Source organism: Streptomyces sp. NPDC001890 (genome assembly GCF_042891445.1).
GTDB lineage: Bacteria > Actinomycetota > Actinomycetes > Streptomycetales > Streptomycetaceae > Streptomyces.
Map to the genome: position 1 here is coordinate 91,272 of NZ_JBIATE010000017.1, position 15,088 is coordinate 106,359.

The 15,088-nt window shown below is 72.5% G+C and carries 13 protein-coding genes; 4 read left to right on the top strand and 9 right to left on the bottom strand.

The genetic code is table 11. The features are described 5' to 3' along the window. Window positions 1–73 precede the first annotated feature (73 nt). Entirely contained in the window at window positions 74–478 is a 405-nt protein-coding gene (locus ACFYY1_RS30880; RefSeq protein ID WP_388591408.1) for a winged helix-turn-helix transcriptional regulator, read from the top strand. On the opposite strand, the gene mutM is transcribed toward ACFYY1_RS30880, so the two are convergent. The 8 genes from mutM to recG all read right to left on the bottom strand — a co-directional run bounded on the left by mutM (window position 451) and on the right by recG (window position 7,886). Further along, the gene (mutM, locus tag ACFYY1_RS30885) at window positions 451–1,311 is read right to left on the bottom strand and encodes a bifunctional DNA-formamidopyrimidine glycosylase/DNA-(apurinic or apyrimidinic site) lyase (protein ID WP_388591409.1); all 861 of its coding nucleotides are present in this window, start codon (window positions 1,309–1,311) and stop codon (window positions 451–453) included. The two genes, ACFYY1_RS30880 and mutM, sit on opposite strands and share 28 nt — an antisense overlap. Before the next feature lie 92 nt (window positions 1,312–1,403). Next, on the bottom strand, window positions 1,404–2,228 hold the full coding sequence (gene rnc / locus ACFYY1_RS30890; RefSeq protein ID WP_388591411.1) for a ribonuclease III: 825 nt from the start codon (window positions 2,226–2,228) through the stop codon (window positions 1,404–1,406). Between the two features lie 19 nt (window positions 2,229–2,247). Then, window positions 2,248–2,421, bottom strand: coding sequence for a 50S ribosomal protein L32 (gene rpmF / locus ACFYY1_RS30895; RefSeq protein ID WP_003965982.1), 174 nt, complete (start codon window positions 2,419–2,421; stop codon window positions 2,248–2,250). A 2-nt stretch (window positions 2,422–2,423) separates the two neighbouring features. Next, complete coding sequence (locus ACFYY1_RS30900; protein ID WP_388591413.1) at window positions 2,424–3,098, bottom strand: YceD family protein; 675 nt, start codon at window positions 3,096–3,098, stop codon at window positions 2,424–2,426. A gap of 174 nt (window positions 3,099–3,272) precedes the next feature. Further along, on the bottom strand, window positions 3,273–4,364 hold the full coding sequence (locus ACFYY1_RS30905; RefSeq protein WP_388591415.1) for a cell division initiation protein: 1,092 nt from the start codon (window positions 4,362–4,364) through the stop codon (window positions 3,273–3,275). 98 nt (window positions 4,365–4,462) lie between these two features. Beyond that, window positions 4,463–4,942 carry a pantetheine-phosphate adenylyltransferase gene (gene coaD / locus ACFYY1_RS30910; protein WP_388591513.1) on the bottom strand — a complete coding sequence of 160 codons (480 nt, stop codon included), beginning with the start codon at window positions 4,940–4,942 and terminating at the stop codon, window positions 4,463–4,465. A gap of 26 nt (window positions 4,943–4,968) precedes the next feature. Further along, a complete protein-coding gene (rsmD, locus tag ACFYY1_RS30915) occupies window positions 4,969–5,553 on the bottom strand; it encodes a 16S rRNA (guanine(966)-N(2))-methyltransferase RsmD (protein WP_388591417.1) in 585 nt (194 codons plus the stop codon). A 116-nt stretch (window positions 5,554–5,669) separates the two neighbouring features. Continuing rightward, on the bottom strand, window positions 5,670–7,886 hold the full coding sequence (recG, locus tag ACFYY1_RS30920; protein ID WP_388591419.1) for an ATP-dependent DNA helicase RecG: 2,217 nt from the start codon (window positions 7,884–7,886) through the stop codon (window positions 5,670–5,672). A 196-nt stretch (window positions 7,887–8,082) separates the two neighbouring features. On the opposite strand from recG, the gene ACFYY1_RS30925 reads away from it, so the two are divergent. Both ACFYY1_RS30925 and ACFYY1_RS30930 read left to right on the top strand, forming a co-directional pair. Beyond that, entirely contained in the window at window positions 8,083–9,969 is a 1,887-nt protein-coding gene (locus ACFYY1_RS30925) for an HSP90 family protein (protein WP_388591420.1), read from the top strand. After that, a complete protein-coding gene (locus tag ACFYY1_RS30930) occupies window positions 9,966–12,917 on the top strand; it encodes a tetratricopeptide repeat protein (RefSeq protein ID WP_388591421.1) in 2,952 nt (983 codons plus the stop codon). The genes ACFYY1_RS30925 and ACFYY1_RS30930 overlap by 4 nt, the downstream gene beginning before the upstream one ends. Before the next feature lie 42 nt (window positions 12,918–12,959). On the opposite strand, the gene ACFYY1_RS30935 is transcribed toward ACFYY1_RS30930, so the two are convergent. Next, window positions 12,960–14,579 carry a DAK2 domain-containing protein gene (locus ACFYY1_RS30935; protein WP_388591423.1) on the bottom strand — a complete coding sequence of 540 codons (1,620 nt, stop codon included), beginning with the start codon at window positions 14,577–14,579 and terminating at the stop codon, window positions 12,960–12,962. A gap of 259 nt (window positions 14,580–14,838) precedes the next feature. Here ACFYY1_RS30935 and rpmB point away from each other — a divergent pair, with 259 nt between their 5' ends. Then, window positions 14,839–15,024, top strand: a complete 186-nt coding sequence (gene rpmB / locus ACFYY1_RS30940) for a 50S ribosomal protein L28 (RefSeq protein ID WP_030928661.1) — start codon at window positions 14,839–14,841, stop codon at window positions 15,022–15,024. Window positions 15,025–15,088: the final 64 nt, after the last annotated feature.

The following is a 15,088-nucleotide window of genomic DNA, read 5'->3' on the forward strand; positions in this document are numbered from 1 at the left end:
GCGGCCCACCGGCCACTCACTCGCGGAAAGCGCACTCCGGTGGTCAGCGCTGTGCGGGCGTACGCTGCTCGGCATGGACGAGAGCACGGATGAGAAAGCCCGGCTGGACACGCTCGCCTTCGACGTGTTCTCCCGGCAGTGCCCCTCACGCTCCACGCTGGAGCATGTCACCGGGCGCTGGGGCAGTCTGACGCTGGGAGCGCTGTACGACGGCGGCTTCCGCTTCAACGAACTCCGCCGCCGGGTCGACGGGGTCAGCGAGAAGATGCTCTCCCAGACCCTCCACGCCCTGGAGCGGGACGGCCTGGTCCACCGCGAGGCCCAGCCGACCAATCCCCCGCGCGTCGACTACGAGCTGACGCCCCTGGGCCGGCAGGTCGCCGGGCGGCTGCTCGCGCTGATCGAGCTCGTCGAGGGCCGGATGCCCGAGGTGCTCCGGGCCCGTGACGACTACGACGAGGCGCGCGGCGGCCGCTGACAGCGCGGGCAGAAGTAGCTGGAGCGGTTCATCCAGGGTCGGCGGCGCATCGGCGTGCCGCAGCGGTGGCAGGGCTCGTCCTCACGTCCGTAGGCGTCGAGCGAACGGTCGAAGTAGCCGGACTCGCCGTTCACGTTGACGTAGAGGCTGTCGAAGCTGGTGCCGCCCTGGTCGAGCGCCGCGTTCATCACGTCGCGGGCATGGCCGAGCAGTTCAGCGGCCTTGGGGCGGGTGAGGCTCGCGGTCGGCCGGTCGTAGTGCAGTCTGCTGCGCCAGAGCGCCTCGTCCGCGTAGATGTTGCCGACACCGCTGATCAGCGACTGGTCGAGCAGGGCCCGCTTGACGGTCGTACGCCGCAGGCGCAGGGCCGCGTGGAACGCGGCGTCGTCGAACGCCGGGTCCAGCGGGTCGCGGGCGATGTGCGCGATGGTGTCGGGCAGCCCGTCGGGTGTGTTCTCGTGGAGCGAGAGCCCGCCGAAGGTCCGCTGGTCGACGAAGCGGAGCTCGGTGCCGAGGGAGTCGTCGAAGCGGATCCGGACGCGCAGATGCTTCTCGTCCGGGGCGTCCTGCGGCTGCACCAGCAGCTGGCCGCTCATCCCGAGGTGGCCGAGGAGCGAGCTGGACGCGTCGTCCAGCGGCACCCAGAGGTACTTGCCGCGGCGCATCGCCGTTCCGAAGCGGGCGCCGCCGAGCCGGGCCGCGAAGTCCACGCCACCGGCGAGATGACGGCGGACCGCACGCGGGTGCAGCACCTCGACGTCACCGACGGTGCGGCCGGCGACCCAGCGTTCGAGACCACGTCGTACGACTTCGACCTCGGGCAGCTCGGGCACGGTGTCGCTCCTGAAAGGGTGCTCTGGTTGAACAATACGGTTCCGGGCAGGAAGAACCCCCCGGTGCCCAGGGCGCCGAGGGGTTCTTGGGGTCAGGCCGGAGCGGCGTCCGTGGACGGCGACGGGCCGGACGGGGCGTCGGTGGCCCCTCCCTCGGCAGCGGCCTTCGCCGCAGCCGCCCGTTCCTCCGCGGCGGCGCTGATCTCGCGCCAGGCGGACTCCGCCGCCTGCTGCTCCGCTTCCTTCTTGCTACGGCCGGTGCCGGTGCCGTACGAGACACCACCGACGCGAGCAGCAGCAGTAAAGGTCTTCTCGTGGTCCGGGCCGGTCTCCGTGACGATGTACTCGGGGACTCCGAGGCTCTCGCCGGCGGTGAGCTCCTGGAGGCTGGTCTTCCAGTCCAGGCCGGCACCGAGGTTCGAGGACCTGTCGATCAGCGGGTCGAAGAGCCGGTGGACCAGCTCCGAGGCCGCGCCGAGGCCCTGGTCGAGATAGACCGCACCGATCACCGCTTCGAGGGTGTCGGCGAGGATGGACGCCTTGTCCCGGCCACCCGTGCCCTCTTCACCGCGGCCGAGCCGGATGAAGGAGCCGAGTTCGAGGCCGCGGCCCACTTCCGCAAGCGCACGCGAGTTGACCACCGCGGCCCGCAACTTGGCCAGCTGGCCTTCGGGCAGGTCGGGGTGGGTTCGGTACAGCGTGTCCGTGACCACCAGGCCGAGCACCGAGTCCCCGAGGAATTCGAGCCGCTCGTTGGTGGGCAGACCGCCGTTCTCGTACGCGTACGAACGGTGGGTCAGCGCACGCACCAGAAGGGCGGTCTCGAGTTGATACCCGAGCCGCCCTTCCAGAAGCGTGTGGGACGAGGCTGTGTTGACGTTGTCTGCCTTCTTCTTGGCGTTGGACAACTCAGACATCGGGCCTCTCACCAGCCGCTCAGACCTCGAGGACCTGGCGCTTGTTGTACGTGCCGCAGCTGGGGCACGCGATGTGCTGCAGCTTCGGCTCCTGGCAACGCTCACACGAAACCAGGGTGGGGACCGCAGCCTTCCACTGCGACCGGCGGTGGCGCGTGTTGCTGCGCGACATCTTCCGCTTCGGAACAGCCACGGCTACTTCTCCTGCTTCTCGTCGACGCCCGCTTCGGCGCCGCCCATGTTGTCCTTCTCGCCGTCCTGAACGGTGTCGGCGAGTCCCTGCAATGCCGCCCAACGGATGTCGACGGCATCATGGTGGTGGCCGGGGTTCTCGTCCAGCCTGATTCCGCATTCGGAACACAGACCGGCACAGGACTCCCGGCACACCGGCTGCATCGGCAGTGCGAGCACCACCGCATCGCGCAGCACTGGTTCGAGGTCGAACAGGCCGTCCTCGATGAAGAGCCTGTCCTCGTCGTCCTCGGCGTCGTCGGCCGGCTCCGCCTTGCTGCTGCGGCCCCGGTCATCGGCGTCAGGGTACGAGAACATCTCCTGGAAGTCCGCCGCGACCTCAAGGCGCAGCGGCTCCAGACACCTTACGCACTCCCCCTCGGCCGACGCACGGGCGGTGCCTGTGACAAGCACCCCTTCCATGACCGACTCAAGACGGAGGTCCAGCTCCACGGGTGCGCCTTCCGGCACACCGATGACCCCTTCGATGCCGAGGACGGCCGGCGGACCGGGTGCGTCCACGGTGCGGGAGAGCCGCTGCAGGGCACCGGGACGCCGACCCAGCTCGTGCGTATCGAACACGAGGGGGTTTCGGTGGTCGAGGTGGCCGTTCAGGGCTTTTCCTGCTTTCGAAATCATGTGCAACGCACATCGTGGGGAGGGCCGACCGGATTCGGAGTCGAAACGGGCAGCCGGGATCGCGGACATACGCGCGACCGAACAGCCAGGATACTGGACGCGCCGCCCAGCTCCCAATCCGGGCCGTCGGGACCGCCCGGGCCACGGGCTCCCGGGCCGGGCGGTCCCGTCCGGTCAGCGCTCCTGTTCGTACCGGCGGAGCTGGTCCAGGTCGATCATGCTGGTGTCGAAGAGGCTGGTCTCGTCGAGGGCGCTCTCGCCCTGCTGCTGGATCTGCCCGGCCTGCGCGGGCTGCTGCTGCCAGCCGTCGTACCCCTGGACGGGGACCTGGGCCGGGGGCTGCTGCTGGGTCTGGTCGTAGCCCTGCTGCTGATAGGCCGCGGCGTACGGATCCGGCTGCTGCTGGTACCCGTAGACGTCCTGCTGCGGCTGCCCCTGGTACGCGTAGGTCTCCGCGTAGCCGGAGCCCGGCTGGGCCTGGGCGGGGAAGTGCGGCTGGTCCGGCTGGTGCACCGGCTGCGGCTCCGGGGTGACGAGCTCGGCGAGGCCGGCCCAGTGGTCCTCGTCGCTCATGTGCGTCTGGTTGCCCGCCGCGTCCTGGGCGGCCACGTGCGCGCCGAGCTCGTCGGTGGCGACCCGGCCGTGCAGCTTCTGCCGACCGCGGCCGACCGCGTCCAGGGTCTTGGCGAGCACGGCCTCGAAGGCGCCCAGCTTGGTGTCCACGTACTCGTCCGCCCGGCGCTGGAGCGTGGCCGGGTCGGAGCTGCGCTCGGGGGCCTCGGCGAAGTCCGGGTCCTCGTAGCCCTGCTCGTCGAAGGGCTGGCCTCGGCCGAGGAGCTTCTCGCGGCCGCGGTCGACGGAGCCGATGGTCTTGGTGAGGACGACCTCGAAGTTGGCGAGCTTGCTGTCGACGTACTCGTCGGCCTCGGCGCGGACCTCGGTGGCCTCCCGCCGGGCCTCGTCGAGGATGCGGTCGGCCTCGCTGCGGGACTGCCTGGCGATCTCGGTGTCGGCGATCAGCGAGGTGCGTTCGGCGCGGGCGGCGCCGATGATCCGCTCGGCCTCCTGGCGGGCCTGCTCGGCCAGCTGCTCCTGGCCGCCGATGAGCTCCTGGGCGTGGGCGAGCGAACCGGGCAGGGCCTCGCGCACCTCTTCGAGCATCGCGAGCAGTTCGGCGCGGTTGACCACGCACGAAGCCGACATGGGCATCGACCGGGCGTTCCCGACCGCTTCGACGATCTCGTCGAGCTTCTTCTGCACGTCCACCGTGTGCTCGCCACTCTCTACAGCCGATTGGAGACGGACGGGACGACTGTAAGGCCAGTCGGCGCCCGTCCGACACCTGGTGACGGACCGTCAGCGGTTCACTGCTGAGCGAGACGCTCGGTGAGGGCCTCGTGGACCACCGGGGGAAGCAGGTGGGAGACGTCCCCACCCCAGGTCGCGACCTCCTTGACCAGGGAGGACGACAGGAAGCTGTAGGTGGGATTGGTCGGCACGAAGAGCGTCTCGACACCGGAGAGGCCGTTGTTCATCTGGGCCATCTGGAGCTCGTAGTCGAAGTCGCTGACGGCCCGCAGGCCCTTCACGATCGCCGGGATGTCGCGCTGCTTGCAGAAGTCGACCAGGAGGCCGTGGAAGGACTCGACCTGGACGTTGCCGAATTCCGCGGTGACCTGGCGGATCAGGTCGATCCGCTCGTCGACCGTGAAGAGGCCCTTCTTGGACTGGTTGATCATCACCGCGACGTGTACGACGTCGTACAGCTTCGAGGCGCGGCCAATGATGTCGAGGTGTCCATTGGTGATGGGGTCGAACGACCCCGGACAGACGGCGCGGCGCAACTTGGTTCCCTCCCTCTCCGGCCCGGTCATCGTGCGTCTTCGCACGTAGAGGCGGCGCGACCGTACCAAAGCGTTCCTTCGCCGTAGCGACGGGCCCGCAACGGTTCGAATCCCTCCGGCCAGCCGAATTCTCCGCCTCTGGTGCTGCGTTCCACGGTGACGAGGGCATCGGCCGTGAGCCAGCCCTGAGCACGGAGTGTGAGCAGTATCTCGCCAAGATCGTCGTCGGTGACGGCGTACGGCGGGTCCAGGAACACCACGTCGTAGGGGTCGCCCGGGGCCGGTCCCGTCACGATCTGTTCGGCTCTGCCGGTGCGGACCTCGGCGCCGGGCAGGCCGAGGGTGCGGACGTTGTCCCGGACGGTGCGGACGGCCTTGGGGTCGGCCTCGACGAGCAGGGCGTGCACCGCGCCCCGGGAGAGCGCCTCCAGGCCGACGGCCCCGGACCCCGCGTACAGATCGGCGATGCGGATGCCCTCCAGGCTGCCGAGGAGCGCCTCCCAGGTGGAGAAGAGGCCCTCGCGCGCCCGGTCGGAGGTGGGGCGGGTGCCGGTGCCGGGCGGAACGGCCAGGCGGCGTCCGCCGGCCGAGCCGGCGATCACGCGGGTCATGGGTGTCTGGTCCTCGGTTCGTGGGCGGCCCGCGGGGTGCCGCGGCGACGTGCCACCCACGATATGGCGTCGTCGCCGATCGGGCCCGCGCACCCTTCGTCCCCCGCCGGCCTTGGTCAGCCCTTGTCGAGGTACTGCTCGCGCTCCTTGTCGAGCAGCGCGTCCAGCGCGGTCCGCAGCTCCGGCAGGTGCGCGAGCTCCGGGTCGGCGGCGACGATCGCGACGGCCTCCTCGCGCGCGGCGGCGATGACCTCCTCGTCGTCGATGACGGTGAGCATCCGCAGCGAGGAGCGGACCCCGGACTGGGCCTGGCCGAGGACATCGCCCTCGCGGCGCTGTTCCAGGTCGATCCGGGAGAGCTCGAAGCCGTCCAGGGTGGCGGCGACGGCGGAGAGGCGGGCGCGGGCGGGACTGGCCTCGTGGGCCTCGCTGACCAGCAGGCAGAGCCCGGGGGCGGAGCCCCGGCCGACCCGGCCGCGCAGCTGGTGCAGCTGGGAGACACCGAAGCGGTCGGCGTCCATGATCACCATGGCGGTGGCGTTGGGGACGTTGACGCCGACCTCGATGACGGTGGTGGCGACCAGGACGTCGACCTCGCCCGCGGCGAAGCGGCGCATCACGTCGTCCTTGTCGTCGGGGTTCATCCTGCCGTGCAGCACCTCGATGCGCAGGCCGGCCAGGGGGCCCTTGGTGAGCTGCTCGGCGATCTCCAGCACGGCGAGCGGCGGGCGCTTGTCGCCCTCGTCCTCGGGGGCCTTCTTCTTCGGCTTCTTCCCCGCCGCCTCGTCGTCGGCGTCGTCGCCGATGCGGGGGCAGACCACGTACGCCTGGTGTCCGTTCTCCACTTCTTCCCGCACCCTCTCCCAGGCGCGGCTGAGGAAGTGCGGCTTGTCCTTGGCGGGCACCACATGGCTGGCGATGGGCGAGCGGCCGGCCGGGAGCTGGTCCAGTACGGAGGTCTCCAGGTCGCCGAAGACGGTCATGGCGACCGTACGGGGAATGGGGGTGGCCGTCATGACCAGCAGGTGCGGCGGTTGCTTGCCCTTGGAGCGCAGGGCGTCGCGCTGCTCCACCCCGAAGCGGTGCTGTTCGTCGACGACGACCAGGCCCAAGTCGTGGAACTGGACCTTGTCCTCGATCAGGGCATGGGTGCCGATCACGATCCCGGCCTCGCCGGTGACGAGGTCCAGGAGCGCCTGCCGGCGGGCGGCGACGCCCATCGAACCGGTGAGCAGCACCACCTTCGTCCCCTGTTCAAAGCCGCCCAACATTCCGCCCTCGGCCAGCTCCCCCATCATTTCCGTGATCGAGCGGTGGTGCTGCTGGGCGAGCACCTCGGTGGGCGCGAGCAGGGCGGCCTGCCCGCCCGCGTCGACGACCCCGAGCATGGCCCGCAGCGCGACCATGGTCTTGCCCGATCCGACCTCGCCCTGGAGGAGCCGGTGCATCGGGTGCTCGGTCGCGAGGTCGTCGAAGATCTCCTTGGAGACCTTCTGCTGCCCGTCGGTGAGGGTGAAGGGCAGCTTGGCGTCGAAGGCGTCGAGCAGAGCGCCGGGCACGGATCTGCGGGCCACGGCCGGGAGCTGGGTGTCGGCATACCTGCGGCGGGCCAGCGCGACCTGGAGGACGAAGGCCTCGTCCCACTTCAGCCGGTCCCTGGCCTCGGCGATGTCCGCCTTGGTCTGCGGGCGGTGGACCTTGAGCAGCGCCTCGGGGAGCGCGGTGAGGCCGCGGCCCTCGCGCAGGCCCGGCGGCAGCGGGTCCACGGCCTCCCGCGCGCTGGGCAGCACCGTGTCGACGGCCTTGGCGATCCGCCACGAGTCCAGCTGCTTGCAGGCCGGGTAGATCGGCAGCAGCCGCCCGGCGAAGGCGTCCACCGCCTCGGTGGCCTCGGCCCCATCGATGGACTCGGCGTCCAGCAGCTGGTACGTGGGGTGGGCCAGCTGCATCTTGCGGTTGAAGACGGAGACCTTGCCCGCGAACATCGCCCGGCGGCCGGGCAGCAGCTCCTTGTGCGGCTTGTGGACGCCGTGGCCGAAGAAGACCAGCTGGAGGCGGCCGTGGCCGTCGGTGAGGGTCACTTCCAGGCGCTTGCCGCGGCCGTTGTTGAACATCAGGACGCGGGCGTCGGCGACCTGGGCGACCACCGTCACGTGCTCGTCCAGCGGAAGGTCGGCCAGCGCCGTGAGCCGGCCGCGCTCCTCGTACCGCCGCGGGTAGTGGTGGAGCAGATCACCGACCGTGTGCAGGTCGAGGTGTTCGGCCATCACCTTCGCGGTGGCTCCGCCGAGCAGCTTCTTGAGGGGTTCATCGAACGCAGACACGCGATCCATTGCACACCACATCACTGACAGATGTCCGGCGGGCACCACCCGGAACCCGGGAATCCCCTGGTCGGAATGGTCGCCGCGCCGCTAGGGTCGGTTCCCACGCTTCCGGCTCGCGATCACCTCACCAGGGATCGCCCGACCCGCGCTGTCGCGAGTGCCTCGCCGGCCGAGGCACAGGCCCCCCACCGGCGCTGCGACGATGACATCTGAGACCTCAGCGAATTCCGCGTCCCCCGAACACACCGATTCCTCCGGCCGGTCCCCGCACACCTTCCAGGTGGATCTGCGCGGACTGGTCGACCTTCTCTCCCACCACCTCTACTCCTCCCCGCGGGTCTACCTCCGCGAGCTGCTGCAGAACGCCGTGGACGCCATCACGGCCCGCCGCGCCGAGCAGCCGGACGCGCCCGCCCGGGTACGGCTGCACACGGACGGCGGGCGGCTCCGGATCGAGGACAGCGGGATCGGTCTGACCGAGACCGATGTGCACAGCCTGCTCGCGACGATCGGCCGCAGCTCCAAGCGCGACGGGCCGGATGCCCTCGCCCCGGCGCGCGCCGGCTTCCTCGGCCGGTTCGGCATCGGGCTGCTGGCCTGCTTCGTCGTCGCGGCCGAGATCCGGGTGGTGAGCCGTTCGGCGCGTACGCCCGGAGCGCCGCCCGTGGAGTGGTGCGCCCGCGACGACGGTTCGTACACCGTCCGTACGCTGCCCGACGACGCGCGGACCGAGCCGGGCACCACCGTGCACCTGACCGCACGGCCCGGCAGCGGGGACTGGCTCACCGAGGAGCGGGTGCTCGCCCTGGCCCGCGACTTCGGCTCGCTGCTGCCCTACGACGTACGGGTGGGCGAGGCCGCGGTCACCGCACTGCCGGCGCCGTGGGACCGGCAGTACCCGAGCCCGGCGGCCCGGCGGGTGGCGCTCGCCCGGCACTGCCACGAGCAGTTCGGCTTCGCGCCGCTCGACGCGATCGCTCTGGATCTGCCGCTCGCCGGGATCCGCGGCGTCGCCTACGTGCTGCCGTCGGCCGTGAGTCCGGCGCAGCGGGCCGGTCACCGGGTGCATCTGAAGGGGATGCTGCTGACCGACCGGGCCGACGAACTGCTGCCCGACTGGGCGTTCTTCGTACGCTGCGTCATCGACACGGACACGCTGCGGCCCACCGCCTCGCGGGAGGCCCTGTACGCGGACGAGACCCTGGCCGCCGTGCGGGAGGCGCTCGGCGACCGGATCAGGCAGTGGCTCACCGATCTCGCCGCGGGTGATCCGGAGCGGCTCGCGGAGTTCCTCTCCGTGCACCACCTGGGAGTGAAGTCGCTCGCCCGGCACGACGGCGCCATGCTGCGCACGATGCTGCCGTGGCTGCCGTTCGAGACGACGGACGGGCAGCTGTCGCTGGAGGAGTTCGCCCGGCGCCATCCGGTGGTGCACTTCACCCGGACCGTGGAGGAGTACCGGCAGGTCGCGGCGATCGCCTCCGCGCAGGGCATCGGGGTGGTCAACGGCGGCTACACGTACGACACCGAGCTGGTCGAGCGGCTGCCCTCGGTCCGGCCCGGGACGGTGGTCGCGGAGCTGGACGCGGACACCGTCACCGCGCATCTGGACTCGGTGGATCCGGCGCAGGAACTGGCGCTCGGGGCCTTCCTGGCCACGGCCCGCGCCAGGCTGGACCCGCTGGGCTGCGACGTGGCGCTGCGCGCCTTCCATCCGCTGACCGTGCCCGCGCTGCATCTCGACGACCGGGCGGCCCGCCACGAGCAGGCCCGCGCCGATGCGGAGGAGCAGGCCGACGAGTTGTGGGCGGGCATCCTCGGCTCGCTGCGCGGCAGCGCGCCGCGCGCCCGGCTCGTACTGAACCATCTCAACCCGCTGATCCGCCGGATCGGTTCGCTGCGCGACCCGGAGCTGGTGGGCAGTGCCGTCGAGGCGCTGTACGGGCAGGCCCTGCTGATGGCGCGGCGCCCGTTGCGGCCGGCCGACTCGGCGCTGCTGAACCGGGCGTTCATGGGCCTGCTGGAGTGGGCCACGCATCCCGCAGCCCCAGGACACTCCCCCGCGAACCCCCAGGAGGACGGCCGATGAGCCCCGATGTCACCACGATCCGCCAGGCCCTGCGGGAGAACGACGGGGAGCCGGAGGGCCCCGCGCGCAACGCCCGCGCGGAGCAGCTGCTGGCGGAGGCCGAACAGACCGGGGACGCCGCCCTGGTCGTGGAGGCGCTCACGCACCAGATGCAGGTCTACAACTACAGCTCCGAGAAGGACAAGATGTTCGTGCCCTTCGCGCGGCTGCTGCGCATGTGGGACGAACGGCCCGGCGATTTCAGCGACTTCATGACCCACCATCTGTTCTGGATGTTCAAGTGGGTCTCCAGCTCCATGGTCGACCAGCCGCACATCCCGCTCGCCGCGATCGAGAAGTGGCAGAGCGAGATGGAGCACCGCTACAAGCTGGCCGGTCACTCCGAGCGTGCCGTGTGCCAGGGCGAGCTGGAGATCGCCCGCCACCTGGGCGATCTGCCGCGTGCCGAGCGGGCGTACGCCGCCTGGCAGGCGGCCGACCGCGACCGGATGGCCAACTGCCACGCCTGTGAGCTGCATGAACAGGGCGGCTGGCTGGCGCAGCTCGGCCTGGACGACGAGGCGCTGGAGAGCTGGGCGCCGGTGCTGGCCGGTGAACACACCTGCGCCCATGAGCCGCACGCCGTGCTGGCGGCCTCGCTGCTGCCGCTGCTGCGGACCGGCCGCCCGGAACAGGCCCGTGCCCATCATCTGCGCGGGTACCGGATGGTCCGGCCGATGGAGAGCATGCGCAACGCGGCCGCGCAGCACATCGAGTTCTGCGCCCTGACCGGCAACGAGGCCCGCGGCCTCGAAATCCTCGCCGAGCGGCCCGCGTACTTCACCGACAGCGGGAACCCCGGCAGCCTGATGGACTACCTGGCCGTCACGGCGCTGCTGATGGACCGGCTGACCGCGCTCGGCCACGGCGGGCAGTCGGTGCCGGGGCCCGCCGGGACCGACTGGACCGCCTCCTCGCTGGCCGCGCACGCCCGCGCGCGGGCGCTGGAGCTGGCCGCCCGGTTCGACGCCCGCAACGGCACCGCGCAGGTGGGCACGCTGGTGCGGGAGCGGCTGGACCGCCGGCCGCTGGTGGACCGGCTGCCGCTCGGTGTACGGGCGGGGCGGCCGGCCGCACCGCCCGGGAAGCCGGAGGCCGCCCCGGTGCCGTCCCCGGGGACACCTGCGAGGACGCCGCTGGACCTGACCGCCCTGCTGGCCGAGGCGCACCGTCTCTCCGACGCCCAGCGCCCGGACGCCGGGGCCGCCTGGGAAGCCGTCGCCCACCGGGCCGCCGGTCCGGACGGGGCCGCGGCCGGTCTGTCGGACCACGACCGCGCGTGCGTCGAGGACCACCGGGCGATGTACGGCTCGCTGCCGCCCGTCGAGGCGACGGCCGCCTTCGAGCGGGCCGCCGCGCTCTACGGGGCCGCGGGTGACCCGGGCGAGGCCGCCGCCGCGACGGGCCGGGCGGCGTACGCCCGCGCGCTGGAGCCCGGCGGAGCGGACGGGGCGCTGGCCGCGATCGCGCCGGTGGTGGACCGGGTCCTGGCCCTGCACGCCGACGGCGCGGCCACCGCCCGCCAGGCGGGCGCCGTGCTGGTGTGCCGGGCCCGCGTGCTCGCCCGGCTGGTGCAGGACGCCCCGGACGAGCCGGCCGCCGAATCGGCCGTCGCCGGTCTCGAACAGGGGGCCCGGGAGCTGCTCGCGTTCACCGAACCGCTGCGCGGGGAGCCGGGGGTGGCCACCCGGACCGCGGAGGCGCTGGATCTGCTCGGCGACGTCGCGGCGTTCCGTGACGACCCGCACGGCGCGCTGGAGCGGTACGAGCGGGCCGCCGCCGAGACCGGTGGAGCCGGGCTGCCCTGGTACGCGGTCGAGTACTTGGCCAAGGCGTCCGCGCTCGCCGCCCAACTGGAGGAGTACGAGCGGGCGGAGGGGGCGGCACGGGCCGCGCTGGAGCACGGGGCGGAGTTCGTCCCGGCGCGCGGACGGGCCCGGCTGCATCTGCGGCTCGCCGAAATCCTGGCCGGTACCGGGCAGTTCGCCGAGGCGGTCGAGCAGGCGCTGGACGCCGCGCACTGGGCGGACGAGTCGGGCGAGGGCGGGACGCTCGGGGCCCATGCCCGCCATCAGCTCGGCGGCTGGCTGCTCCGGCTGGACCGGGCGGCGGAGGCCGCCGCGGTGCTGGAGGCCGTACTGCCCGACATCACGGCGCAGGAGCACGGTGACGGCACGGTCGTGCAGACGCTGTGGTGGCTCGGCGACGCGCTCACGGCGCTGCACGAGCCGAGGGAGGCGGCCGGGCACTGGCTGAGGGCGGCGGACATCGCACGCGGCTGGCCCGAGCAGCACGACCACGCGATGCTCGCGAATCTGGCCGCGCAGGCGCTCTACCGGGCCGATCTCGACCCGCAGGCGGAGCTGGCGTACGCACGGGCCGGGGAGCTGTGGCGCGAGCTGGGCGATGTCCCGGCGCTGGTGCGGACGCTGCGGGTGCGGGCCTGGATCGCGATCCGCCCGGGGCAGCCGGGCCCGGCGGCGGCGCGGACGTTCATGGCGGAGGCCGCGCGCGAGTGCGAGGACGCGCTGGCATCGGGCCCGGCGGACGGGGCGCCCCGGCTGCTCGCGGAGCTCGCGGACACCCACCGCCAGACCGGCGAACTGATCGCCCATGTCTGCCAGGGCGAGCCGGGCGAGGCGCCGGAGTACGAGGAGGCCCTCGGGTACCTGGACCGGGCGGTCGCGGGCTTCACGCGGGCCGGGACCGGTTACGCGGGTCTGCGCTCGGCCGCCGAGCTGATGGCCGCCTGGCTGGAGGCCGACCTGGGCCGTCCGGACGCGGCCCGGGAGCGGGCCCGGAGGGTCCTGGAGATGCACGGGGCCGGGGAGCCGGACGGGACGGGCGAGGAGCACCGCGCGGAGGCCGAGGCGCTGCTGGAGTACGTGGGCCGGCGGACCGGCGCCTGAGCGGCGGCCGGGCGGCCCCCGACGGCCTTCGGGCCGGCTCCGCTACTCCACCCCGATGAGCAGCGGGGCACTCTGGTGGCCGCCCCGGTACACCACCGTGTCCACCGCCAGATAGCCCTCGCGCACGTGCTCCTCCAGCGCGTCCGCGAGGCTTTCGGGGACGTCCTCGCCGAGGACCAGGGTGACCAGTTCGCCGCCCGCCGCCAGCATCCGGTCCAGCACGTCGCGGGCGGTCCGCGGCACGTCCTCGCCGATGACCGCGACGTCGCCGTCGATCAGACCCAGCACGTCGCCCGCCTGGCAGATGCCCGCCATGGTCCAGGACTGCCGTTCGGCGACGGCGAGTTCGGCGTAGCGGGTGGCGCCGGCGGCGGCGGTCATCGCCACCACGTCCTCGTCGAAGCTGCGGTCGGGTTCGTGGACGGCGAGGGCCGCGATGCCCTGGACGGCGGCCCTGGTCGGGATCAGGGCGACCCGGACGCCCTGGGCGCGGGCCTGTTCGGCGGCGGCCGCGGCGGTGTGGCGCAGCTCCGCGTCGTTGGGCAGCAGGACCACCTCGCGGGCGTTCGCCCGGCGGATCGCGTCGACCAGTTCGCCGCTGGCAGGCGGTTCGCCGGGGCGGGCCAGCACCGTGGTGGCCCCGGCCTCCTTGCACAGGTCGCGGAGCCCGTCGCCGGGGACCAGGACGACGACCGCGCGCTGCACGGGCTCGGCGTGGGGGTGCACCCGGTCCGCGCCGAAGTGAGTGATCCGGATCCGGTACGGCCGCCCGGCCTCGACCCCGGCCTCCACGGCCGCGCCCGCGTCGTCCACGTGCACATGGACGTTCCACAGCCCGTCGCCGCCCACCACCACCAGCGAGTCGCCGAGCCGGTCGAGCCGGGTCCGCAGCCGGTCCACCGCGTCGTCCGTGGCCTCCAGCAGGTAGATGACCTCGAAGGCCGGTCCGCCCTCCGCGTCGGCCTCCGCGCAGTCGTCCGGCACGGGAACGATGGGCATCGCCGTCCGCCGGTGCTCGGGCGCCCGGCCGCAGACCGCTTCGACGAGCGCCCCGAGCACGGTCACCAGGCCCCGTCCGCCGGCGTCCACGACGCCCGCCCGGCCGAGGACGGCGAGCTGTCCGGGGGTCGCCTCCAGGGCCGTGCGCGCCCCTTCGTACGCCGCCCGTGCGACCTGTGTGGTCCCGGCGCCGTCCTCGGTGCGGGCGGCGGCCTCGGCGGCCGCGGTGGCCACGGTGAGCACGGTGCCCTCGACGGGGTGGGCGACGGCCTGCCGGGCCGCCGCGGCGGCGACGGCGAGCGCCCGGCGCAGCCGGTCCGCGTCATGGCCGTCGGCCAGTACCCCGGCCATCCCGCGCAGCAACTGGGCCAGGATCGTGCCGGAGTTCCCCCGGGCGCCGATCAGGGCGCCGTGCGCCATGGCCCGTACCGCGTCGGCCGTGGCGGGCACGGTCCCACCGGTCTCGTGGGCGGCGAAGACCGCCTCGACGGCCTGGGTCGCGGATTCCACGGTGAGGTAGAGGTTCGTCCCGGTGTCCCCGTCGGCGACGGGGTACACGTTGATCGCGTCGATCGCCTCGCGCTCCCGGCCCAGCGCCTCCAGCGCCAGTGAGCACCAGGTGCGCACCGCGACGGCGTCCATGTCGTCGGCGGTCTGCGGCACCTGTCGGTCCTCCTCGGATTCGGCCGTGGGCGGCCGGCTGCATCGCAGGGTAGTACCCCGTGCACCGGGTCCGGCGGGGACAGGGGCGGGAGGGGGTCGGTGAAACCCATGGTAGTTTCGTTCTACCGACGCAGCCGTTGTATGCTGCTTCGGTTGCCCGACGAGAGTCGGGCCATCCCTCCGGTACCGCCACTTCAGTCAAATGATTCCGGCGCGCCGGATTTCACTGTAAGTGCATCTGAAGTCTTTGGAGTGACCCGTGGCTGCCAACTGCGACGTCTGCGGCAAGGGGCCGGGCTTCGGCAACAACATTTCGCACTCGCACCGCCGTACGTCCCGTCGCTGGAATCCCAACATCCAGCGCGTGCGTGCCGTGGTCGGTCGGACGCCGAAGCGGCTCAACGTCTGCACCTCGTGCATCAAGGCCGGCAAGGTCGCGCGCTGACGTTCCCGTCGTAGCGCAGCCTTCCGGTTGCCCGAAAAGCCGGTCCACCTCGGTGGACCGGCTT